At 65.1% G+C, this 21,854-nt stretch carries 21 protein-coding genes; 6 read left to right on the top strand and 15 right to left on the bottom strand.

The genetic code is table 11. The features are described from left to right. Window positions 1-7 precede the first annotated feature (7 nt). On the top strand, window positions 8-1,594 hold the full coding sequence (locus tag NX862_RS14730) for an amino acid permease (protein WP_264494686.1): 1,587 nt from the start codon (window positions 8-10) through the stop codon (window positions 1,592-1,594). A 335-nt stretch (window positions 1,595-1,929) separates the two neighbouring features. Beyond that, entirely contained in the window at window positions 1,930-5,274 is a 3,345-nt protein-coding gene (carB, locus tag NX862_RS14725) for a carbamoyl-phosphate synthase large subunit (protein WP_264494685.1), read from the top strand. A 38-nt stretch (window positions 5,275-5,312) separates the two neighbouring features. Here the strand turns inward: carB and NX862_RS14720 are convergent, their stop codons facing one another. From NX862_RS14720 to NX862_RS14710, 3 genes are all read right to left on the bottom strand, one after another. Beyond that, window positions 5,313-5,954, bottom strand: coding sequence for an EF-hand domain-containing protein (locus NX862_RS14720; protein WP_264494684.1), 642 nt, complete (start codon window positions 5,952-5,954; stop codon window positions 5,313-5,315). Between the two features lie 114 nt (window positions 5,955-6,068). After that, window positions 6,069-6,419 (bottom strand): hypothetical protein, encoded by a 351-nt coding sequence (locus NX862_RS14715; RefSeq protein WP_264494683.1) that lies wholly within the window; start codon window positions 6,417-6,419, stop codon window positions 6,069-6,071. Between the two features lie 96 nt (window positions 6,420-6,515). Beyond that, entirely contained in the window at window positions 6,516-6,767 is a 252-nt protein-coding gene (locus tag NX862_RS14710; protein ID WP_264494682.1) for a DUF6455 family protein, read from the bottom strand. Between the two features lie 108 nt (window positions 6,768-6,875). Between NX862_RS14710 and NX862_RS14705 the strand changes: the two genes are divergently transcribed. Then, the gene (locus tag NX862_RS14705; RefSeq protein ID WP_264494681.1) at window positions 6,876-7,103 is read left to right on the top strand and encodes a DUF8831 family protein; all 228 of its coding nucleotides are present in this window, start codon (window positions 6,876-6,878) and stop codon (window positions 7,101-7,103) included. Here NX862_RS14705 and NX862_RS14700 read toward each other — a convergent pair. Beyond that, entirely contained in the window at window positions 7,100-7,750 is a 651-nt protein-coding gene (locus NX862_RS14700; protein WP_264494680.1) for a response regulator, read from the bottom strand. The genes NX862_RS14705 and NX862_RS14700 overlap by 4 nt on opposite strands. Window positions 7,751-7,924: 174 nt before the next feature. Here NX862_RS14700 and mce point away from each other — a divergent pair, with 174 nt between their 5' ends. Both mce and NX862_RS14690 read left to right on the top strand, forming a co-directional pair. Then, window positions 7,925-8,323, top strand: a complete 399-nt coding sequence (gene mce, locus NX862_RS14695; RefSeq protein ID WP_264494679.1) for a methylmalonyl-CoA epimerase — start codon at window positions 7,925-7,927, stop codon at window positions 8,321-8,323. Further along, window positions 8,320-8,613, top strand: coding sequence for a DUF1467 family protein (locus NX862_RS14690; RefSeq protein WP_264494678.1), 294 nt, complete (start codon window positions 8,320-8,322; stop codon window positions 8,611-8,613). The genes mce and NX862_RS14690 overlap by 4 nt, the downstream gene beginning before the upstream one ends. Here NX862_RS14690 and NX862_RS14685 read toward each other — a convergent pair. After that, a complete protein-coding gene (locus NX862_RS14685) occupies window positions 8,579-9,274 on the bottom strand; it encodes an EI24 domain-containing protein (RefSeq protein WP_319800887.1) in 696 nt (231 codons plus the stop codon). The genes NX862_RS14690 and NX862_RS14685 overlap by 35 nt on opposite strands. After that, on the bottom strand, window positions 9,262-9,834 hold the full coding sequence (locus NX862_RS14680) for a nitroreductase family protein (protein WP_264494794.1): 573 nt from the start codon (window positions 9,832-9,834) through the stop codon (window positions 9,262-9,264). The genes NX862_RS14685 and NX862_RS14680 overlap by 13 nt, the downstream gene beginning before the upstream one ends. Window positions 9,835-9,940: 106 nt before the next feature. Between NX862_RS14680 and NX862_RS14675 the strand changes: the two genes are divergently transcribed. Continuing rightward, window positions 9,941-10,192, top strand: a complete 252-nt coding sequence (locus NX862_RS14675; RefSeq protein WP_264494677.1) for a DUF167 domain-containing protein — start codon at window positions 9,941-9,943, stop codon at window positions 10,190-10,192. A gap of 78 nt (window positions 10,193-10,270) precedes the next feature. Here the strand turns inward: NX862_RS14675 and NX862_RS14670 are convergent, their stop codons facing one another. The 9 genes from NX862_RS14670 to NX862_RS14630 form a co-directional block, all read right to left on the bottom strand. After that, window positions 10,271-10,978, bottom strand: coding sequence for a GNAT family N-acetyltransferase (locus NX862_RS14670; RefSeq protein ID WP_264494676.1), 708 nt, complete (start codon window positions 10,976-10,978; stop codon window positions 10,271-10,273). Between the two features lie 59 nt (window positions 10,979-11,037). Further along, on the bottom strand, window positions 11,038-11,508 hold the full coding sequence (locus NX862_RS14665; protein ID WP_264494675.1) for a DUF1993 family protein: 471 nt from the start codon (window positions 11,506-11,508) through the stop codon (window positions 11,038-11,040). A gap of 169 nt (window positions 11,509-11,677) precedes the next feature. Then, a complete protein-coding gene (gene aspS, locus NX862_RS14660; protein WP_264494674.1) occupies window positions 11,678-13,456 on the bottom strand; it encodes an aspartate--tRNA ligase in 1,779 nt (592 codons plus the stop codon). Window positions 13,457-13,757: 301 nt separating this feature from the next. Beyond that, on the bottom strand, window positions 13,758-14,960 hold the full coding sequence (locus NX862_RS14655; RefSeq protein ID WP_264494673.1) for a UbiH/UbiF/VisC/COQ6 family ubiquinone biosynthesis hydroxylase: 1,203 nt from the start codon (window positions 14,958-14,960) through the stop codon (window positions 13,758-13,760). A 281-nt stretch (window positions 14,961-15,241) separates the two neighbouring features. Continuing rightward, on the bottom strand, window positions 15,242-16,030 hold the full coding sequence (locus tag NX862_RS14650; RefSeq protein ID WP_264494793.1) for a carnitinyl-CoA dehydratase: 789 nt from the start codon (window positions 16,028-16,030) through the stop codon (window positions 15,242-15,244). 10 nt (window positions 16,031-16,040) lie between these two features. Beyond that, complete coding sequence (locus NX862_RS14645) at window positions 16,041-18,026, bottom strand: acetate--CoA ligase family protein (protein ID WP_264494672.1); 1,986 nt, start codon at window positions 18,024-18,026, stop codon at window positions 16,041-16,043. 435 nt (window positions 18,027-18,461) lie between these two features. Then, window positions 18,462-19,625 (bottom strand): acyl-CoA dehydrogenase family protein, encoded by a 1,164-nt coding sequence (locus NX862_RS14640; protein ID WP_264494671.1) that lies wholly within the window; start codon window positions 19,623-19,625, stop codon window positions 18,462-18,464. Between the two features lie 7 nt (window positions 19,626-19,632). Next, window positions 19,633-20,385, bottom strand: a complete 753-nt coding sequence (locus NX862_RS14635; protein ID WP_264494670.1) for an SDR family oxidoreductase — start codon at window positions 20,383-20,385, stop codon at window positions 19,633-19,635. Then, window positions 20,382-21,845 (bottom strand): carnitine 3-dehydrogenase, encoded by a 1,464-nt coding sequence (locus NX862_RS14630; protein ID WP_264494669.1) that lies wholly within the window; start codon window positions 21,843-21,845, stop codon window positions 20,382-20,384. The genes NX862_RS14635 and NX862_RS14630 overlap by 4 nt, the downstream gene beginning before the upstream one ends. Between the last annotated feature and the right edge of the window lie 9 nt (window positions 21,846-21,854).

Below are 21,854 nucleotides of genomic sequence, written 5' to 3'. Positions count from 1 at the left end.
AGGGACTATGGCGGACGACTATTCCGACCACGAGAAGCACGAGGACATGAAGGTCCTTCACGGCATGGGCTACGCGCAAGAGCTGTCGCGGTCGATGTCGAAATTCTCCAACTTTGCGATCTCGTTCTCGATCATCTGCATCCTGTCGGGCGGGATCAACTCCTTTGCCCAGGCCATCGGCTCGATTGGCGGCGCGGGTGCGGGCATCGGCTGGATCGTGGGCAGCCTTTTGTCGGGCATGTTCGCGCTGGCCATGGCGCAGATCGCTTCGGCCTTTCCGACGGCGGGCGGGCTTTATCACTGGGGCTCGATCCTGGGCAACCGGTTCTGGGGCTGGCTGACGGCCTGGCTGAACCTGTTGGGGCTGATCACCGTTCTGGGCGCGATCAACATCGGGACGGCCTATTTCTTTCAGGGCGCTTTTGGCGGCCTGTTCGGCACCACCGGCGCCGATGGGGCGGTGACGCCCTGGCCCTCGTCGGACATGGAGATCGTGATCTTCGTGGCCATCATCACGGTCATTCAGGCCGTGTTCAACCACGTGGGCATCAAGGCCACGACCTTCCTGACCGACGTTTCGGGCTGGATCATCTTTGCGACGACCGCCGTCATGGTCGTGGCGCTGCTGATTTACGCGCCGGGGATCGACATCTCGCGGCTGTGGACCTTTACCAACTACTCGGGTGAGGTCGGCGGCAATGTCTTCCCGCAGTCCGACAACATGAGCTATCTGTTTCTGCTGTGCCTGCTGCTGCCGGTCTATACGATCACCGGTTACGATGCCTCGGCCCATACCTCCGAGGAAACCAAGAACGCCGCCCAGTCCGTGCCCTCGGGCATCGTGTCGGCGGTCGTCTGGTCGTCGCTGGTCGGCTGGATCATGGTCTGCGCTATCACCCTGGCGATCCCGGACATGACCGAGGGCGCCTCCAAGGGCTTCGGCATCTTCTTCTGGACGATGAGCGAAGTGCTGCCGGCGCCGCTGGTGACGCTGATCTATGTCTTCATCTTCATCACCCAGCTGCTGTGCGGCTTGGCCACGGTGACGTCGGCCAGCCGGATGCTGTTTGCGTTTTCGCGCGATGACGGCTTGCCGGTGGGGTCCAAGGCCCTGTCGACGGTCAGCCCGAAGTTTCGCACGCCGGTGAATGCGATCTGGACGGCGACGGTGCTGTGCATCCTGTATGTGATGCTGGCGATGACGATCAAAGTCGGCGAGACCTCAATCTACGTGATCGTGGTGAACTCGACCCTGGTCTTCCTGTTCCTGTCCTTCACTGTGCCGCTGGTGGCCGGGATGTTCGCCTATGGCGGGCCGAAATGGCCGCAGCCGGGCCCCTGGGCGATGAGCGCGGGGCTTTACAAGCTTGTGACCTTGCTGTCGGTCATCGGCATGGGCGTGATCCTCTTCATCGCCGTGGCCCCGCCGAATGAGCGTGTGCTTTACGTGGTGGGTGGCTTCATCGCCGTGGCGCTGGTGCTTTGGGTTCTGGTGGAAAACCGCCGCTTTGAGGGTCCGCCCACGGGCGACCGCATCGCCAAGCGCAAGGCGGCCATTGCGGCGGCCGAAGCCAAGGTCGGCGAAAAGCTCTGATCCTCACGGGATCGTCGGAAAGGGCCGGGGTCACTCCCGGCCCTTTGCCATGGAAGCGGCGCCCCGGCCGGTCGTTTTGCCCCATCCGGCGGGATTGCGCCGCCGTCACCCCGGACGCCTTGCCCCGACGTTCCGGAAACCTGTGCGCCAGTCGCCACGGCAAAGGGCGGCGCTGGCCCACCGGCTTGGGCAGGGCGGCTGGCTTGGGCAGGGCGGCTGGCTTGGGCAGGACGGCTGGCTTGGGCGCCGCCTCCCGCCGATTTCGCCTTGCGCCGCGCCACATTCCGCCTATAACCCCGCCAGTTTGCCCGCCCCCGCTGAACCTGGAGAATGAGATGCCCAAGAGAACCGATATCAAATCCATCATGATCATCGGGGCCGGGCCCATCGTCATCGGGCAGGCTTGCGAATTCGATTACTCCGGCGCCCAGGCCTGCAAGGCTTTGCGCGAAGAAGGGTATCGCGTCATTCTGGTGAACTCGAACCCGGCCACGATCATGACCGATCCAGGCCTGGCCGACGCCACTTATATCGAGCCGATCACCCCCGAAGTCGTCGCCAAGATCATCGAGAAAGAGCGCCCCGACGCGCTGTTGCCGACGATGGGCGGGCAGACCGGCTTGAACACCGCCTTGGCCTTGGATGACCTTGGCGTGTTGGAAAAGTTCAACGTGGAGCTGATCGGGGCCAAGCGCCATGCCATCGAAATGGCAGAAGATCGCAAGTTGTTCCGCGAGGCGATGGACCGCATCGGCCTGGAAAACCCCAAGGCCACGATCATCGCGGCCCCGAAACTCGCCACCGGAAAGTATGACATCGCGGCAGGCCTGGCCGAAGCCATGGCCGCCATCGAATACGTGGGCCTGCCCGCGATCATCCGCCCGGCCTTCACGCTTGGCGGCACCGGTGGCGGCGTGGCCTATAATCGCGACGACTATGAGGCCATCGTGAAATCGGGGCTTGAGGCCTCTCCGGTCGCCCAGGTTCTGATTGACGAAAGCCTTCTCGGCTGGAAAGAATTCGAGATGGAGGTGGTGCGCGACCGCGCCGACAATGCCATCATCGTCTGCGCCATCGAAAACATCGACCCGATGGGCGTGCATACCGGTGATTCCATCACCGTGGCCCCTGCCCTGACGCTGACCGACAAGGAATACCAGATCATGCGCAACGGCAGTATCGCCGTGCTGCGCGAGATCGGTGTGGAAACTGGCGGCTCCAACGTGCAATGGGCGATCAACCCGGCCGACGGCCGCATGGTCGTGATCGAGATGAACCCGCGCGTCTCGCGGTCCTCGGCCCTGGCCTCCAAGGCCACTGGCTTTCCGATTGCCAAGATCGCGGCGAAACTCGCCATCGGTTATACGCTGGACGAGTTGGACAACGACATCACCAAGGTCACGCCGGCGTCCTTTGAACCCTCGATCGACTATGTCGTCACCAAGATCCCGCGCTTTGCCTTTGAGAAATTCCCGGGGTCGGAAAACAACCTGACCACCGCGATGAAATCGGTGGGCGAGGTCATGGCGATTGGCCGCACGATCCACGAAAGCCTGCAAAAGGCGCTGGCCTCCTTGGAAACCGGGCTTTCCGGGTTTGACGAGATCGCCATCCCCGGTGTTGCGAAGACGGGCGCGCCCGACCGCGCCGCCATCACGCTGGCGCTGTCCAAAGCCACGCCCGACCGTTTGCGCGTTATCGCCCAAGCCATGCGCCACGGGCTGACCAATGACGACATCAACGCCATCACCTCTTTCGACCCCTGGTTCCTCTCGCGCATCCGCGAAATCATCGACGCCGAAGCCGAGATCCGCAAAAACGGCCTTCCGGTCGAGGCGAATGGCCTGCGCAAACTGAAAATGATGGGCTTCACCGATGCCCGCCTGGCCAAGCTGACCGGCCGCGACGAAGCCCAGGTCCGTCGCGCGCGGCGCAACCTTGGCGTCACCGCGGTCTTCAAGCGCATCGACACCTGCGCCGCCGAGTTCGAAGCCCAGACACCCTATATGTATTCCACCTACGAGGTCCCCGCGATGGGCGATGTGGAATGTGAGGCCCGGCCCTCGGGCGCGAAAAAGGTCGTCATCCTGGGCGGCGGTCCGAACCGGATCGGCCAGGGCATCGAGTTCGACTATTGCTGCTGCCATGCCTGCTATGCCCTGACCGAGGCGGGCTATGAAACCATCATGGTTAACTGCAACCCCGAGACGGTTTCGACCGACTATGACACCTCGGACCGGCTGTATTTCGAACCGCTGACCTTGGAACATGTCCTTGAAATCCTGCGGGTTGAACAGGAAAACGGCACCTTGCATGGCGTCATCGTCCAGTTCGGCGGCCAGACGCCGTTGAAGCTGGCGCAGGCCTTGGCGAATGAGGGCATCCCGATCCTTGGCACCACGCCCGACGCCATCGACCTGGCCGAAGACCGCGAGCGGTTCCAGCGTCTGTTGCAGGACTTGGGCCTGAAACAGCCGCACAACGGCACGGCGCGGAGCCGCGACGAGGCCTTTGCCGTGGCCAAGGACGTGGGTTATCCGCTGGTGATCCGTCCCTCCTTCGTCCTGGGTGGCCGCGCGATGGAGATCGTGCGCGACGACGCCCAGCTGGAGCGTTATATCTCGACCGCCGTGCAGGTCTCGGGTGACAGCCCGGTGCTTTTGGACAGCTATCTGTCGGGCGCCATCGAGGTTGATGTGGATGCCCTGTGTGACGGCGAGAATGTCCATGTCGCTGGAATCATGGAACATATCGAAGAAGCCGGCGTCCATTCGGGTGACAGCGCCTGCTGTCTGCCGCCCCACAGCCTTTCGTCCGAGATCGTCGAAGAGCTGAAGCGGCAGACCGTTGTCATGGCCCGCGCGCTGCATGTCGTGGGCCTGATGAACGTGCAATTCGCCATCAAGGACGGCGTGATTTTCGTGCTGGAGGTCAATCCGCGTGCGTCCCGCACCGTGCCCTTCGTGGCCAAGGCGACCGATAGCGCGATTGCCGCCATCGCCTCGCGTCTGATGGCCGGCGAGCCGCTGTCGAACTTCCCGATGCGCGCGCCCTATCCGCAGGGCGTCGGTCCCGACAGCCCGCTTCCGCTGGCCGATCCGAACACGCTGGCCAATCCGCAAACCCCCTGGTTCAGCGTGAAGGAGGCCGTGCTTCCCTTCGCCCGCTTCCCAGGCGTCGATCCGCTGCTTGGGCCAGAGATGCGCTCGACCGGCGAGGTCATGGGCTGGGACCGGACCTTTGCGCTGGCCTTCCTCAAGGCGCAGATGGGGGCGGGCGTGACCCTGCCCGAGTCCGGCCGCGTCTTCCTGTCGGTCAAGGATGCCGACAAGTCCGAGGCCCTGGCCCAAGCCGCCCGCGACCTGGTGGCGATGGGGTTTGAAATCGTGGCGACGCGCGGCACCGGCGCCTGGCTTGGTGGTCTGGGCATCCCTGCGACCGCGGTGGCCAAGGTCTATGAGGGCCGCCCGAACATCGTCGACCGGCTGAAAAACGGCGATATCGCCGTGGTGATGAACACGACCGAGGGGACGCAAGCCATCAACGACAGCCGCGATATCCGGCGGTCTGCCCTGATGGACAAGATCCCCTATTTCACCACGGCCGCGGCCTCGATCGCGGTTGTCGCCGCGATGAAGGCGAGGGGCGAGGGCTATGGGGTTCGGACCCTGCAGGGGTAATTGTCAAGCGGCCCCGGTGATCCCGGGGCCGCTTTTCTTTAGGCGGCATAAGCACTTGTGGCCGGGTTCTGCTGATCCTTCCCTTCCAGGAGAAGGGTGAACAGCAGCTCTTGCAGCGACTTTTGCGCGTTGGCCGTCGCTGTGGATTTGGTCTCGAAGGCGGCGGCCAGCTCTTCGGCGCTGAGCGTGCCATCGCCGTCGCTGTCCAAACCGTTGATCAGACTTGTGGCCGCGTCGCTGGCGTCGGTTGGAGGCGGGCCGGGGGGTGGGCCGCCGGGATGCCCCTGCGGACCCGAGGCGGCCAGTTGCTCCAGCCCCGAGGTCAGCTCGTCCGCGTTGACCGCCTGATCACCATCGCCGTCAAGGTTGGCGATGATGTTGGAGACCAACTGAGCCAAAGGATCACCCGTGGCCTGCTGGAAGGCCGAGGTCAGCTCCTCGGTGCCCAACGTTCCGTCACCATCCTGATCCAGACCGGCAATCAGGTCCTTGGTGTCGACACTGCCCAAAAGCGACTCGAAAATCGACTGGGCAGAGGCGCCATTGCCCGCGGGCGGGGGCGGCGGTGGAGGGGGCGGGCGCGCAGCCGCGCGGGTCTCTTGCACCCCGCTGGCCGCCTGGCCCCGCCCAAAGACCGAAAGCAGCGTCAGGGCGCTGCTTCCACTCAGGGCAGAAATCATAGGTCTTCCTTTCTGGTCGCGACCCGTGGCGGGCCCTGGCCATCTTGAAAGACCGCGGTTTACGAAGCCTTTGGAATTACAGGATAAGGCGCCCGAATCTATGGGGGATTTTCGTCAATCCCGCGTCTTTGCCCAGGCCCGCAGCGCCTCGATCCGGCGCAGTGTCGGCACGTCCCCGGGCCAGGCGCCCTGGCGGCGCAGCTGCATGATCTCGGTCACGATCTTTGATCCGGTGTTCATCAAGGGGCCAAAGGTCGCAAAAGCAACGAAAATCGCCAAGGTCGCGCCGGAACTGCCCAGCCAAGGGTCAAAGACCGCGGTCTTGACCAGAAAAGCGGCCATCGCCAGCAGGATCGGGCCATAGCCCAACACCAAGGCGCCCGGCACTGTGCCCAGCCGCATCGCCAGGTCATAGACCACCAGATAGGCCCGCGCGATGGCGCGTCCGAGGGGCGTAAAATGCATCGAATTCTCCCTTTGCCCCATGATGCACCGGGGCAAAGCGCGGGAACAGCCCATACTTCAGGCCCATACTTCAGGCCAATACTCCAGGCCCCGACTTCAGGGCTGCAACGCCCCCAGCGCCGCGGCGTTGCGGCAATAGGGGGGCAAAGCCTCGGTCCGCAGGGTCACGGCAAGCCAGGCCGTGCAGCGCGCCGATTGGTCGCAAGCCTCACAGGTCTCGACCAAGCAGCCCAGCTCTGTCCGGCTTAACCACCCCTCTGTCACCGCAGACACAAGGTCCAGCCCCACGGCCCGCGCCATCCCCCGCGTAAGACCCCAGGCCCGTGGCGCCTCGACATAGCCCATCATCGCAACCTCCTGACTTGCAAGACCTCCAGCATGATCCGACGCCGCCGTCCCGCCTTGATCTGGATCAAGCCCCTTCCCCCGCGCCCCTGCCCCCCCTATGCTGACCCCATGTTTACCATCGAACACGAATTCGACCACACCGCCATCACCCTGATCGACGAGGGCGAAGAGCCCCGCGCCGAGGATGCCACCATCCTGGCCTTTGAAGATTGCGTTGTCCTGGAACAGATTGACCCGATGCTGGACGAACCGGTGCGCATCACCCTGTCCCTGTCCCAGGTCCGCGACCTGATGGCCGCGCTGAACCTGCCCGAAGGCGTCTATCCCAAGCGTTAGTCGCCGAAGGCCGGGCCGCTGTTGGTCAGCCGGGCCAGGATCGCTGCCCGCAAAGAGGCCTTGTCGGCATGGGCCGACGAAAGCTCCACCAAGGCCTTGTCGCCCGAATCGACCGCAAGGCCGTGAACAAAGCCCGCCACATAGGCCTCCCCCTCTGGTCCGGGCAGGTGGTCCAGCAGGTCCACCGCATGGACCAGATCATCACGCAGCGCCAGCCGGTCAGGCACCACGCCCTCGCCCGATGTCACCTTGCCCGCGCGTTCCGGGAACAGGCGCCGCAGCAGGAAGGCCAGATCCGTCACCCCGGCAATCGGCTTTTCCAGGAAAGCATCCGCCCCGGCCGCCAGCGCCGCCCCCCGCCGATCCCCGTCGCCGGAAATCGCGATCACAGCGGGCCGCGGATTGCGGGCCGACAGGTCGCGGATCAACTCTTCGCCACTGCCGTCGGGCAAGCCCAGATCGACAATCGCCACATCCGGCCGATACAGCCGCAGATGCGCCCCCGCCGTCTCCAGGCTTTCGGCGCGTCGCAACCGCGCCCCCAGCCGCCGGCAAATCAGCCGCAGCGATTCGGAGGCAAAGCGGCTGTCCTCGACCGCAAGGATCGTGACCCCGCGCAGGGGCAGATCGGCCATCTCCTCTGCCATCAAGGAAATTGGCAGGTCAGGTAGTTCCAAGGTCGACAGATGCGGCATGACAGGTCCCCGAGATTCTCTTCAACAGACCACATCATCCTTAAGGCTTACCTAATGCCGCCGCGAAATCGCAAGGCTGGACAGGCCGCGCCCCACCCCCCATAACCGCGGAAAACGGAGGACAAGATGATCGGTCGCCTGAACCACGTTGCCATCGCCGTGCCCGATATCACGGCCGCCGCAGCGATTTACCGAGGCGCGCTTGGCGCCGAGGTCGCCCCCCCGCAGGACGAGCCCGCCCATGGCGTGACCGTCGTCTTCATCACCCTGCCCAACACCAAGATCGAGCTTCTGACGCCCCTGGGCGCCAATTCTCCGATCGCGGGCTTTCTGGAAAAGAACCCCTCGGGCGGCATCCATCACATCTGCTACGAGGTGGTGGACATCCAGGCCGCCCGCGCCAAATTGGTCGCAGAGGGCGCGCGGGTCCTGGGCGAGCCCAAGATCGGCGCCCATGGCAAGCCGGTGATCTTCCTGCATCCCAAGGATTTCAACGGCACCCTGATCGAGCTGGAGCAAGCATGACCATCACCGGAGCCTTCGTCCTTTTCTCTGTCATCTGGTTCATGGTGTTCCTCTGCATCCTGCCGACGCGCCAGATCAGCCAGGCCGCGGCCGGAGAGGTCGTCCCCGGCTCGGCCCGTTCGGCCCCAGTTGACCCCCAGATCGGCCGCAAGGCGCGGCTGACGACCTGGATCACCCTGGTGCTTTGGGCCGCACTTTGCGCCTTTATCATGTCAGAGGTCGTGTCGATCCGGGATACGGATTACTTCCAGCTTCTTAAGTATTTCGAAGACGCTGGAAAAGGTGCGTAAAGGTCGCGGCGCCCAGAACTGGGATGAACAGCCCGACCAGGGGCAGCGACAGGGGCGCGGCCATCAAGGTCCCCGCCAGCCAGAGTGTCCCCGAATGGCGCCGCATCAGGGCGCGGGCCTGATCGCGGGGCAAATGGCGCCGGGCGGCCATCTGGAAATACTCTCGCCCCAAAAGCCAGCCGTTCAGCGCCCAAAACAGCATGGGCCCGAAAGGCCCCAAAAAGACCGACAGCGCCAGGGCCAGAAGGCTGACCACGACCATGACAAGGAACAGGACGACACTGTCGGCCAGGCCCTCGGACAGGCTCAGCGCTGTGCCCTTCTGGCCGGGGTAATGTTCTCCCTCGACGGCATCGGCGACCTCGTCCAGGAACAGCGCCGAAAAGGCCGCAGCGACCGGCACCATCAGAAAGACCGAGGCCAGAGCCATGGCCAGGATCACGCCAATCGTGGCCGCAATCCCCAGGCCTCCAACCGTGCCGATGACGGGCAAGGTCACGGCCCCCGGGATCAGGCTTTCGACGCCGAACCAAAGGGCCAGGCCGAGGGCGGCCAAAAGCCCGACCGACAGCGCCACGCCGCGCCACAACACGCGGATGAAGCGCGGGTCGGTCATCTGGCCCAGGGCGGCAAAGAAAGCCTGAAAGATCACGCGCGCCACTCCACGATTTTTGCCAGGTCGGGGCGCGGGCGGTCGGGGGCCTCGGGGCCTGCCGTGCCGATGTGGATGATGCCGGCGACCTGCTCGGCCCCGGTGCAGCCCAAGGCGCGGGCGGCCCAATCCGGGTGATGGGCGGGCCAGCCGGTCAGCCAGCAGGCGCCCCAGCCCGCAGCCTCGGCCGCGTTCACCAGGTTCAGGCAGAGCGCATGGGCCGAGGCGCGCTGTTCAACCTCTGGCACCTTGGGGAAATCCTTGGGCGCGGAAATCACCGCCACCGCCAGGCGCGCGGTCTGATAGATCGCAGCCCCCTTGGCCGCAGCCTCGGCATCGGGCGCAAGGTCGGTTGCGATGTCCCCCAAGGCCCGCAGCGACGCGCCTTGCAACACGACCAGCCGCCAGGGCTCCAGCTTGCCATGGTCGGGCACGCGCAGCGCCGCTTGCAAGATGGGCTCCAGCGCGGCGCGGTCGGGGACGGCCCCGGCGGGATCAAAGAACTTGGCCGAATGTGAGCGGCGACGGGCGAGGAAATCGAAAGCGGTCATGGGCGCGGTGGTCGGCACGGTCATGGGGGTCTCCTTTGGCGGTAGGCTTGACGCGGGTCGGGCCGCGGGTCAAGCCTGCCGCAAAGGCAGATAAGCGCCGCAGGGCTGGCAGAGAAGAGGGGCCATGAAGAAAGGCGCATGGGCCGAACGCGCGGTCCCGGGGGCGGTTTTCGCCCTGCATGTGACGCCAAGGGCGCGGCGCAACCAGTTGAGCGAGGGAGAGGTGCTGAAGGCCGAGGTGACGGCCCCGCCCGAGGACGGCAAGGCCAATGCGGCGGTGGCCGAGCTTTTGGCCCATGCGCTTGGGGTGGCGAAGAGCCGCTTGACGCTGATCAAAGGGGCGACATCGCGGGACAAGGTCTTCCGCCTGGACTGAAACGATTTTGCGCAGCAAAATCGCCCCCTCCGGGAGACGGCGATTTTTCTGTGAAAAATCGGCGCTCTCCCGGACAGGTCACAGCGCCGGGTCTGATGACACCCGCACAAGGCCCGTCAGATCGGCAAGGCTTTCTTTCTGCCGCCCCTCGGCGTTGAAATTCGCGGGCGACAGCCAGACCCGCCAGGCCTCTTTCAGCGCGGGCCAATCCTGGTCGATCACCGCGAACCAGGCCGTATCGCGGTTGCGCCCCTTGTAGACCGTGGCCTGGCGAAAGATGCCCTCATAGGAAAACCCCAGCCGCTGCGCCGCCTTGCGACTGGGCATGTTCAGCGCGTCGCATTTCCATTCATAGCGCCGATAGCCGTTGCGAAAGGCCCAATCCATCATCAGATACATCGCCTCGGACGAGGCCCTTGACCCCGCAATCTCGGGCGCGAGGTTGATATGGCCGACCTCGATCGACCCCGACCCCGGCGTGATCCGCAGATACGAGGCCACCCCGCCACATTGCCCGGTCAACCGATTGCGCAGCACATAAAACAGCGGATCGGCCCCACAGGCGTTCTCTTTGGCCCAGCGGTGATAGCCGCTGGCCGAGGAAAACGGGCCGTAAGGCAGATAGTCCCAGACCTGATCGGCCGCGGAATAGGCGCGAAACAGGTCGGCGGCATGGGCATCGGGGTCCATGGCCTCCAGTTGCACCCAATGACCGGTCAGGGTCTCGCCCGTGGGGGCGGGGGGCGGGGTCCAATCGGGCAGGGCAAAGCCGAAGGTCTTGGTCATGGCGGCACCTCTTTCGGATCAGACTGCGTCAGGGGCCATTCGGACGCAAGGGCTTTTGATCAAAAGCGGAAATCGCGGGGATAGGCGTGGAACCCGTCGAAATCCGCCTTGCCCAAGGCCACCCCGGCCCCACGCAATGCCGCATATCCCATGGTCAGGTGAAAGAAGAAATTCGGCACACCGTAAAGGTAAACGAACTCTTCGGCGGATTGGTCCAGATCGGCAAAACCGGCCTTGTGCTGGATGCGCCGCGCCTCGGCGCCCTGGAACTCTTCGGGCCGCATGGCGCCCAGCGTCGCGCGCACCACGGCCAGGCGGGGCGACAGCGCACGCGGCAGGTCGGGGATGTCGCGCCCCGCCAAGGGGCAAGCCACCCGCAAGGCAAAGCCCGCCGCGGTGGCGAAGTGCTGGCCTGCGGGGAAGGCGTCGGCGATGTGGGCGCCCAAGACCTCCGGATAGGCCTCGGCCATCTCCTGCGCCCGGGCGAGGTAGTGGCGAAAGACCGGCACGCAGGCGGTGTAAAGCGACATGAGGCCCCGAAATGCAATGCGAGGCCAGAGTGGCCCCGCATGTCGCATTTGGCAAGGTTTCTTGGGCTTGCCCGGCAAGACCCGGGGTATACCCCGGGCTACGCGGTTGAAGCAGAGCGCCGTTCCAGGCAAGGTCGCTCTGGTTGGCCTGCCTAGCCCGGGATCTGCCTCAGTCCTTCGGGATCACGCGCAGCCGCAATTCGCGCAGCTGTTCGTTCAGCGGCTCCGACGGAGCGCCCATCAACAGGTCCTCGGCGCGCTGGTTCATCGGGAACATGATGACCTCACGGATGTTCGCCTCATCGGCCAGAAGCATCACGGCGCGGTCGATCCCCATGGCGCAACCGCCGTGGGGCGGCGCGCCATATTTGAACGCCTTGACCATGCCGCCAAAGCGCTTGTCGACTTCCGAGTTCGGATAGCCGGCCAGTTCAAAGGCCTTATACATGATTTCCGGCTTGTGGTTGCGGATGCCACCCGAAATCAGCTCGTAGCCGTTGCAAGCCAGGTCATACTGGTAAGCATAGACCTGCAGCGGATCCCCCTGCAGCGCCGGTAGCCCGCCCTGCGGCATCGAGAACGGGTTGTGCGAGAAGTCGATCTTGCCCTCGTCGGTCTTCTCATACATCGGGAAATCGACGATCCAGGCAAAGCGGAAGGTGTCCGTTTCGGCCAGCCCCAGTTCCCGCCCGATCTCATTGCGCGCACGCCCTGCAACCGATTGGAAGGCCTCGGGCTTGCCGCCAAGGAAGAAGGCCGCATCGCCAAGGCCAAGGCCCAGCTGCTGACGGATCGCCTCGGTCCGCTCGGGCCCGATGTTCTTGGCAAGGGGACCTGCGGCTTCCATGCCCGACCCATCCTCGGCCTCGCGCCAGAAGATATAGCCCATGCCGGGCAGACCCTCTTTTTGCGCGAAAGCGTTCATCCGGTCGCAGAACTTGCGGCTGCCGCCCTTCGGCGCCGGGATGGCGCGGATCTCGGTGCCTTCCTGCTCCAGGAGCTTCGCGAAGACGGCGAAACCCGATCCCCGGAAATGCTCGGACACGATCTGCATCTTGATCGGGTTGCGCAGGTCGGGCTTATCCGACCCATACCACAGCAGCGAGTCGTTATAGCGAATGCGCGGCCAATCGGTCGCAGTCTTGCACTCGGGGCGGAACTTTTCGAACAGGCCCTGGATCACGGGCTGGACGGCGGCAAAGATGTCTTCCTGCTCGACGAAAGACATCTCGACGTCAAGCTGGTAGAAGTCGGTGGGCGAACGGTCAGCGCGCGGGTCTTCATCGCGGAAGCAGGGCGCGATCTGGAAATAGCGGTCGAAACCGGCCACCATGATCAGCTGTTTGAACTGCTGTGGGGCCTGGGGCAGCGCATAGAACTTGCCGGGATGCAGACGGGACGGCACCAGGAAGTCGCGCGCACCTTCGGGGCTGGAGGCCGTGATGATCGGCGTCTGGAACTCGTTGAAGCCCTGATCCCACATGGCGTTGCGCAGGTGGCGCACGACGTTCGACCGCAGCATCATGTTCTTGTGCAGCTTCTCGCGGCGCAGGTCCAGAAAGCGATAGGTCAGCCGGGTTTCCTCGGGGTATTCCACATCGCCAAAGACCGGCAAGGGCAGTTCCTGCGCCTCGCCCAGGACCGTCAGCCCGGTGGCATAGACCTCGATCTCACCGGTGGGCAGCTTGGGGTTCACAAGCGAAGCATCGCGCGCCTTCACCCGGCCCTCGATCTGCACGACCCATTCCGAGCGGACCTTTTCGATCTCGGAAAAGGCGGCGCTGTCGCTGTCGGCCAGGACCTGGGTGATCCCGTAATGGTCGCGCAGGTCGATGAAAAGAACCCCGCCGTGGTCGCGGACCCGGTGGACCCAGCCCGAAAGACGGACCGTGTCACCCACATGGGCAGTGTTCAAGGCGGCGCAGGTATGGCTGCGATAGGCGTGCATGGGCATCCCCTTTGCGAGGCGTCAGATTTGGCCTCCGATAGACCCAAGGCGCAAAGGGAAGTCAAGCGGGGAAGCAGCGCGCCCACCTTTCATACTGACCCAAATATCTCCCGCCGGAGGCTCCGACCTCAGCCTTGGCCGCAGTCTTGTCCGCAAGGGCGCCGAAGGGGCGCTGCCCCTTCACCCCGGAATATTTGCGTCAGTATGAAAGGGGGGGCCGCTGCTTTCGATTTGGCTCAAAGACTCGCTTGCGACCTTTCAGCCGGAGCGGTCGGTGTGAGCATTTGCACCAGATCGAAAGCTAAAGCCCCTGCCCCGCCATCAGCTTGGGCAATCGCCCCGAAAGCCCCGCGGCCTGGCGCAAGAAGCCGCGTTTCACGCCGGGCAGCGCGTTGATCAGGCCCATCCCCAGGTCGCGCAACCCGCGCAGGGCGCTGTTGTCGTTCGAGAAAAGCCGGTTCACCCCATCCATGCCCAAGGCCAGGGTCGTGGTGTCAAACCGGCGCCAGTGTTCATAGCGCTCCAGCACGTTCAGCGCGCCGATGTCTTCGCCGCGACGGCGCGCCTCGACCAGGACTTCGGCCAGGGCCGCCACGTCGCGCAGGCCAAGGTTCAGGCCCTGGCCCGCGATGGGATGGACGCCGTGGGCGGCATCGCCCACCAATGCCAGCCGCGGCTTGACCCAGTGGTCGGCCAAGGTCAGCGACAAAGGATAGGTGAAGCGGGCGCCAGCAAGGGTGATCCCCCCAAGGAAATCGCCGAAACGGGGGTGCAGCGCGGCCATGAAGCCCGCATCGTCCAGGGAGGCGATGCGGGCGGCCTCGGCCTCGCGTTCGGACCAGACGATCGAAGAGACATGCCCACCGGCCAGAGGCAGGATGGCAAGCGGCCCGCCGCCCATGAAGAACTGATGCGCCACGCCGTTGTGGGGGCCTTCGTGCGCGATGGCTGCGACAAGGGCGGTCTGGCCATAGGACCATCCCTGCCGCTTGATCCCGGCCCGGGCGCAGGTCCCCGAAGTGCGGCCATCGCAGCCCGCCACGACCTGACCGGTCAGGCGCCGACCCGAGGCGAGGTCGACCCAGCCTTCGCCCTGGGCGACGACGGTTTCGCCCGGGCGATGGGTGATCAGCGGGTGTTGCACGGCGGCAAGGAAGGCCGCGTAAAGATGGCGGTCCTCGACCATGTAACCGGCCGGGCCTTCTTCGAGTTCGGCCGCATCAAAGCGCAGCGCGAAGGGCGAGGCGCCCTGGCCAGGGCGGCCATCAGAGGCCACGACCTTGAGGATGGGTTGCGCGGTCAGGCCCTTCCAGACGCCCACCGCCTGCAAAAGCCGCTGTGAGGCCAAGGACAAGGCATAAGAGCGGCCGTCAAAACCCGCCTCGGCCCGGGCCTGCGGCTGGCGCGCGTCGATCACGACAGAAGAAATGCCGCCTTGTGCCAAGGCCAAGGCCAAGGCGGGCCCGTTCAACCCGCCGCCCACGATCAGAACTTCGCCATCCATGTCGCACCTCTTTCCATGGGCAACCTAGGGCAAGATGGGGGGGTGCGCCAGTGGACGGTCTGTCCAATCCCGGCGGCCGAATGGGGCGGTCGGCGGGGGCATCGAGCCCCCTTCGACCGCGTTGCCACGGTCTGGGGGCCACGGTCTGGCGGCGAAGGTCTGGGGGCGAAGGTCTGGGGGCCCCGGCCCCGGGTGAGGCAAGGGCGCTTTGTGTCGGCGGGATTACCCGCGGTCCGGGGTCGCCACGCCGGGGTTGGGGTTGGGGTTGGGGTTGGGGCGGTTTACTTGCCTTTCCACACCGGGTCGCGTTTTTCGGCAAAGGCGCGGGCGCCCTCCAGTTGATCTTCGCTGGAATAAAGCTGGTCCACCGTCGGCAACTGGCGCTTCGTCACCCGGTTCAGCGCGTCCTGGAAGCGCAAAGCCTCGGCCTCACGCACGACCTCTTTGATCGCCGCATAGACCAGCGGCGGGCCGCTTTCCAACAGCCGAGCCAGGTCCCAGGCCTTGTCCAAGAGGGTCTCTGGCGTGGTGATTTCCTTGACGATGCCCCAGCGAAGCGCCTCGGTTGCGTCAAACCAGCGGCCGGTCAGCAAGAGGTCCATCGCGACGTGATAGGGGATGCGCTTGGGCAGTTTGATCGAGGCCGCATCAGCCACGGTGCCCGACCGGATTTCCGGCAGGGCAAAGGTCGCATTGTCCGAACACAGGATCAGATCGGCCGACAGCGCCAGTTCCAGCCCCCCACCGCAGCAGATGCCGTTGACCGCGGCGATCACCGGCTTGTTCAGGTTCGGCAGCTCTTGCAGGCCGCCAAAGCCGCCCACGCCGTAATCGCCGTCCACCGCATCGCCCCCGGCCGCGGCCTTCAGGTCCCAACCAGGGCAGAAGAACTTGGCGCCCTCGGCCCGCAGGATGCAGACCCGCAAACTGTCATCATCGCGAAACTCGCGAAAGGTCAGCCCCATGATCCGCGAGGTCACAAGGTCGATGGCATTGGCCTTGGGCCGGTCAAGCGTGACCTCCAGGATGGCGCCCTCGCGCCGGGTCTTGATCGGGCCTTCGCTGCGCATTTCCATGGGGTTACACTTTCCTGACAAGGGCATCGACAGCAATGGCGCCCTGCGCCCTTACCATCACCGGGTTGATTTCGATCTCTTCCAGCGCGGGGTCCTCCATCGCTGTGGCAAGGCACAGGGCGACATCGGCCAGGGCTGCGACATCCGCCTTGGGACGCCCGCGATAGCCATCCAGAAGCGGCCAAAGCCGCAGGCGCGCCAGGGCGGCCAAGATCTCCGCGCGGGTTGCGGGCAGGACCAAGGTCACGGTATCGGCCAGAACCTCGGCCGTGACACCGCCCATCCCAAGCGTCAGCGTCACGCCGTAAACCGGGTCGCGGCGCAGGCCCAGAAGGATTTCGGCCACCGTGCCCGTCACCATTTCCTCGACCAGGTATCCGGTGGCGCCGGGCATCTCTGGCTGGCCCTGCAGGGTCGAAAGCCCAAGCCGCACGGCGCCCGCCTCGGTCTTGTGGGCGAACCCCAGGCCCTTCATGGCGTAGGGTGCGCTTAAGCGCACCGCACCCTGTGTCACTTCGGCCAGGGTCCCGGTGATGGCCCGCGGCACCGGCACGCCCGCCGCGGCCAAAAGCGCCTTGCCCTCGGCCTCGGTCAATAGCGCCGCCCCCCGCGGGGCAAGCGCCGTCAGCGGCCGCCAACCGGGCGCCCCCGCCGGCGTCTGCGCCGCCTTGATCGCGGCCAGGGCGGTTTCCAGCCCCATCAGCGGGACGACGCCCTGATCCATCAGCGCCTGCGCCCGGACCTCTCCGAAGTTTTCGGCCATCGAGGCCACGGGGAAAGCCGGCCGGCCGCTGGTTCTTTGCGCCGAAACGATGGCCTCCAGCGCGGGTTGATAGCCCGACGGGTCGCAGCGGTCGTCACGCGGCGGGTCGATGATGTAAAGCCCCGCGTCATAGGCCTGCAGCATGGCCGTGAAAACCTCGGTGGTCTTTGGCCCATCGCCCCAGATGAAGGTGTGGTAATCCAAAGGGTTAGAGATTGTGGGGATCTCTCCCAGCACGGCAAACAGCCGGTCATGGGTCGCCTGGGGCACCGGGGGGAAGTCGATGCCATGGGGGGCGGCAAGGTCCGCAACCAAGCCCGCCTCGCCGCCCGAACAGGACAGCGAACAGATCCGCGGCCCCAGGCTGGGCCCGTGGACATGAAAGATCTTCAGCGTCTCGATCAGCTCGGAGGGGGTGTTCACCTCGGCCACACCGATCCGGGCGAGGAAGGCGCTGGAGGCAGCCCCCCCCCCGGCAAGGCTGGCGGTATGGGAGGCTGCGGCGGTGCGCGACAGCTCTGTCTTGCCCGATTTGATCGCGACGATGCCCTTTCCCAAAGCGCGCGCCTTGTCGGCCAGGGCGGCAAAGGCCGGGGCGTCGTCGATGCCCTCGATGTAAAGGCCCACCGCCGTGACGCGCGGATCGTCCAGCAGCGCGCCGGTCAGCTCCGCCAGCCCGACGACCGCGGCATTGCCAAGGCAGGCGACATAGGCCACGGGCAAGGCGCGCTTTTGCATGCCAAGGTTGATGACGATGTTGGAAGACTGGCTGACCAGCGCCACGCCCCTTTCAACCCGAACCCCGCCATGCTGATCGGGCCACAACAGCGCGCCATCCAGGTAATTGATCACGCCGTAACAATTCGGCCCCAGGATCGGCATGTCCCCCGCCGCAGCGACCAATTGCGCCTGCAAACCGGGCTCTCCGGCCTCGGTCCAACCCGAGGCGAAACAGATCGCCCCCCCGGCGCCCATGGCGGCCAGCTCGCGGACGACCTCGATCGTGGCAAAGCGGTTGACCCCGATGAAGGTCGCATCCGGCACGCCCGGAAGATCGGCCAGCGACGCATAGGCCTTCAGCCCCCCGATCTCGGGCTTGGTGGGATGGACGGGCCAGACTGGGCCGTCAAAGCCCATCTTGCGGCATTGTTCGATGACGTTCAGCGCCCAGCCCGCGCCGAGGACGGCGATGGATTTGGGGCGAAGGAGGCGGGTGAGAGAGGTCATGCGGCGGCTCCGATCCCAAAGGCTGGGGGCGCTGCCCCCAGACCCCCGGGATATTTATGAAAAGATGAATGGGAAGAAGGCGCAACTTTGAGGGCCACTCGACCAACACATAAAGCCCCAAGGCGGGGCGCGGCGTTCTGGAACATGGGGATGTCGTGACGACCGGTCGCACTTCGCCCGGGACAAGCGATTTCAAGACATGGAGAAACTTGCGTGTAACGCGGGGGGCACTGCTCGTTGCCACGATGACGCCCTGTCCCGAGCCAACGGGACAGGGAATCTTCACCTTTTACCGCCATCGGGATCCCTCCCTGTTCGGCCTCTTCAGCCTCGTGCAAGATGGTTAACATTTGGTTTCATCTTTTCACAAATATCCCGGGGGGAGCCGCAGGCGGGGGGCAGCGCCCCCCTGCGCGGGTTGGATCAGGCGCGCCTTCAGGCGCCCAGGGGACGCAGCAATTCGCGGCTGATGATGTGGCGCTGGATTTCGGAGGTGCCCTCCCAGATGCGTTCGACCCGTGAATCGCGCCAGATGCGTTCCAGCGGCAACTCGTCCATCAGGCCCATGCCGCCGTGGATCTGGATCGCCTCGTCGGCGACCATGGCCAGGACCTCTGTGGCCTTGAGTTTCGCCATCGACATGTCGGCCTCGGTCACTGTGCCCTGGTCGTATTTCCACGCCGCCTCGCGGGTCAGAAGCTCCGCCGCCTTCAGCTCCATCGCCATATCGGCCAGCTTGAAGCTGATCCCCTGGAACTTGCCGATCTGCTGGCCGAATTGCTTGCGTTCGGCCGCATAGGTCAGCGCATGGCCCAGCGCCCGTTCAGCGCGGCCGAGGCAGGTCGAGGCCACCTGAAGCCGCGTCGCCCCCAGCCAGGAATTGGCGACCTCAAAGCCCTTGTGCACATCGCCCAGGATCTGGCGCTTGTTCACCCGGCAATCGTCGAACTCCAGCACGGCATTGGTGTAACCCCGGTGCGAGACGTTGCGGTAGCCGTCGCGCACGGTGAAGCCCGGGGTGCCCTTGTCGACGAAAAACGCGGTGATCTTCTTTTTCGGGCCGCGCGGGGTGTCTTCTTCGCCCGTCGCCACAAAGACGATGGCAAAGCCCGCCATATCGGCATGAGAGATGAAGTGCTTGGTCCCGTTCAGGACCCAGTCGTCGCCATCCTGCCGCGCCGTGGCCTTCATGCCGCGCAGGTCAGACCCGGCGCCCGGTTCGGTCATGGCGAGGCAATCCCAGGTCTCACCCCGGATACAGGGCATCAGGTATTGCTCGCGCTGTTCGGCATTGCCAGCAAGCAGGATGTTCGAGGGCCGCGCCACGCAGGTCCAGTGCAGCGCGTAATTCGCCCGGCCGAGTTCCTTTTCATACAGAAGCCAGGTTAGGGTATCGAGCCCCGCGCCGCCGACCTCTTCGGGCATGTTGGCCGCATAAAGCCCCGCCGCCATGGCCTTTTGTTGGATCTCGCGGATCAGTTCCAGCGGCAGGTGGTTTGACCGCTCCACCGCCTGCTCATGTGGGTAAAGTTCGGTCTCGACGAAAGCCCGGGTGGTTTCGACGATCATCTTCTGCTCTTCGGTCAGTCCGAAATCCATGTCTACCTCAGGGGTCCACGTTATAGGTCATGCCATCCACCGCCAGCGCCTGACCAGAGATCATGCGCGCCGAAGGGCTGGCCAGAAAGACGGCCATCGCCGCCACGTCTTCGGGGTCGCTCAGGCGTTTCAGGGCTGTGCCGGACGCATAGCCTTGGCGGACGGCGTCGGGCGTCATGCCCTTGGCTGCGGCCTCGGCCTCGATCACCGAAGTGATCCTTGGGCCATTCACCGAGCCCGGACAGATCGCGTTGGCGCGGATGCCAAAGGGCCCAAGCTCCATCGCCACGGTCTTCATCAGCCCGATCACCCCCCATTTCGCCGCCACATAGGGCGCGCGATAGGGCGTGCCATAAAGCCCCGAGGTCGAGGAGGTGAAGATCATGCAGCCCGCCCCCGCCGGCTTCATCAGCCGCGCACCGTGTTTGGCCGCGATCATGGCGCCGTTCAGGTTCACGGCCAGACAGGCCGACCAGGCCGTCAGGTCCATGTCCTCGATCGCCGCGGTCGGTCCCTTGATCCCGGCATTGGCGCAGAGCACATCCAGGCCGCCCCAGTCCGCCGCGATCCGGTCGAAAAGCCCCGCCATCGCGGGTTCATCGCTGGCATCCACCGCATCGCCCCGGATGCACCGGGGCAGGGTCGCGATCTGCGCGCGGTCCACATCCGTCACCCAGACACGATAGCCCTCGTCGGCGAAGGCCTGCGCCATCACCCGCCCGATGCCATTCGCGCCTGCGGTGATCAGGACGCGTTTCACCGGGGCTGCCCCACGGCGCGGCCTGCGCCCTCGGGCAGAGGGAGCCCCGCATGACCCTCGGCGATGGCCTTCAGATTGGCCCAGACCTGCGGGCTTGCGGCCACGGTCTTGCCCTGCGCCATGTCGACATGCAGGCAAAGCTGTTCGATCGTGGCCACGACCTCGTCGCCCTTCATGATTCGCACGAAAGACCGGAAGCGCTTTTCGTCGGCCGAGATGATCTGGATCGTCCCGGTCAGACGGTCGCCAAGCTTGGCCTCGCCCAGATGGCGGATATGGGTCTCGGCGCTGTAATAAGAGTGGCCGCCCGCCACATAGTCCATCCCCGCGCCGATCAGCCGCAGGAAGGCATCCACGGTTTCCGAATTGGCAAAGTAATAGCGGCTTTCGGTCATATGGCCGTTGTAGTCGATCCAGCCGGGCAGGACCTGCATACGGGCCATGGTCAGGGGCTCGGCCTTGGGCGCGGTGTCGGTCTGCGCGTGAAAGACCGCCGCGCGGGCCGCGTCATGGTCGCGCAACACCTTGCCGGCGCCCCAGTTCCGTTCCTTCAAGGCGCGCAAGAAGCCCACCAGGTTCTGATCCCGGATCCGCTCCAGTTCCCGGATGCCATAAGCGCCCGACTGCGCGTCGGACTGGTTGGCCACCAGGTCCACCAATTCTTCGTTGAACTCTGGCACATCCATCAGCTTGGTCCAGGGCCATTTCAGCGCCGGGCCGAATTGCGCCATGAAGTGCCGCATCCCGGCCTCGCCGCCCGCGACGCGGTAGGTCTCGAACAGGCCCATCTGACCCCAGCGCAGGCCAAAGCCCATGCGGATCGCCTCGTCGATCTCGCTGGTCGTGGCGATGCCGTCCTTCAGCATCCAGAGCGCCTCACGCCAGACGGCCTCCAGGAAGCGGTTGCCGATGAAAGCGTCGATCTCTTTGCGGATCACCAGGGGATACATGCCGATGTCGCGCATGATCTGGGCGGTGCGCTCGACGGTCTCCGTGGTGTTCGCGGGGGAGCCGGAGACTTCCGAGAGCGGCAAGAGGTAAACCGGGTTGAACGGATGCGCCACGATGATATTCTGCGGGGCGGGGGAGCCCTCTTGCAGGTCGCTGGCCTTGAAGCCAGAGGTCGATGACCCGATCAGCACCCCGGGATTGGCCTGCTGAAGTTGCGCATAGACCTTGCGCTTCAGCTCGATGCGCTCGGAAACGCTTTCCTGCACATATTCCGACCCCGCCACCGCGTCAAAGATCGTGTCGTGGAAGGTCAAGCGCCCCTCTTCGGCCATCGGCACATCCGACAGCGCCGGCAGCGCCAGCCTTGCGTTGGACAGAACCGCATTGATCTTGCGCTCTGCCTGCGGGTCGGGGTCAAAGACCTGCACGTTCCAGCCATTCAGCAAGAACCGCGCCGCCCAGCCCCCGCCGATAACGCCGCCGCCGATGATGGTTGCTGTTCTGGTCATGTCATATCC

Source organism: Stagnihabitans lacustris (assembly GCF_025950525.1).
Taxonomy (GTDB): Bacteria; Pseudomonadota; Alphaproteobacteria; order Rhodobacterales; family Rhodobacteraceae; genus Stagnihabitans.
Note: the sequence above shows the minus strand (reverse complement) of the source record. Positions and strands in the feature narration are given on the sequence as shown.

Coding starts and splice junctions, on each gene's coding strand:
- NX862_RS14640 (WP_264494671.1), bottom strand. CDS start 19,625: ATGGATTTCGGACTGACCGAAGAGCAGAAGATGATCGTCGAAACCACC.
- NX862_RS14710 (WP_264494682.1), bottom strand. CDS start 6,767: ATGATGGGCTATGTCGAGGCGCCACGGGCCTGGGGTCTTACGCGGGGG.
- NX862_RS14655 (WP_264494673.1), bottom strand. CDS start 14,960: ATGGATGGCGAAGTTCTGATCGTGGGCGGCGGGTTGAACGGGCCCGCC.
- NX862_RS14705 (WP_264494681.1), top strand. CDS start 6,876: ATGTTTACCATCGAACACGAATTCGACCACACCGCCATCACCCTGATC.
- NX862_RS14630 (WP_264494669.1), bottom strand. CDS start 21,845: ATGACCAGAACAGCAACCATCATCGGCGGCGGCGTTATCGGCGGGGGC.
- NX862_RS14665 (WP_264494675.1), bottom strand. CDS start 11,508: ATGTCGCTTTACACCGCCTGCGTGCCGGTCTTTCGCCACTACCTCGCC.
- NX862_RS14720 (WP_264494684.1), bottom strand. CDS start 5,954: ATGATTTCTGCCCTGAGTGGAAGCAGCGCCCTGACGCTGCTTTCGGTC.
- NX862_RS14700 (WP_264494680.1), bottom strand. CDS start 7,750: ATGGCAGAGGAGATGGCCGATCTGCCCCTGCGCGGGGTCACGATCCTT.
- NX862_RS14690 (WP_264494678.1), top strand. CDS start 8,320: ATGACCATCACCGGAGCCTTCGTCCTTTTCTCTGTCATCTGGTTCATG.
- NX862_RS14650 (WP_264494793.1), bottom strand. CDS start 16,030: ATGCGCAGCGAAGGCCCGATCAAGACCCGGCGCGAGGGCGCCATCCTG.
- aspS (WP_264494674.1), bottom strand. CDS start 13,456: ATGCACGCCTATCGCAGCCATACCTGCGCCGCCTTGAACACTGCCCAT.
- NX862_RS14730 (WP_264494686.1), top strand. CDS start 8: ATGGCGGACGACTATTCCGACCACGAGAAGCACGAGGACATGAAGGTC.
- NX862_RS14715 (WP_264494683.1), bottom strand. CDS start 6,419: ATGCATTTTACGCCCCTCGGACGCGCCATCGCGCGGGCCTATCTGGTG.
- mce (WP_264494679.1), top strand. CDS start 7,925: ATGATCGGTCGCCTGAACCACGTTGCCATCGCCGTGCCCGATATCACG.
- NX862_RS14670 (WP_264494676.1), bottom strand. CDS start 10,978: ATGACCAAGACCTTCGGCTTTGCCCTGCCCGATTGGACCCCGCCCCCC.
- carB (WP_264494685.1), top strand. CDS start 1,930: ATGCCCAAGAGAACCGATATCAAATCCATCATGATCATCGGGGCCGGG.
- NX862_RS14645 (WP_264494672.1), bottom strand. CDS start 18,026: ATGACCTCTCTCACCCGCCTCCTTCGCCCCAAATCCATCGCCGTCCTC.
- NX862_RS14675 (WP_264494677.1), top strand. CDS start 9,941: ATGAAGAAAGGCGCATGGGCCGAACGCGCGGTCCCGGGGGCGGTTTTC.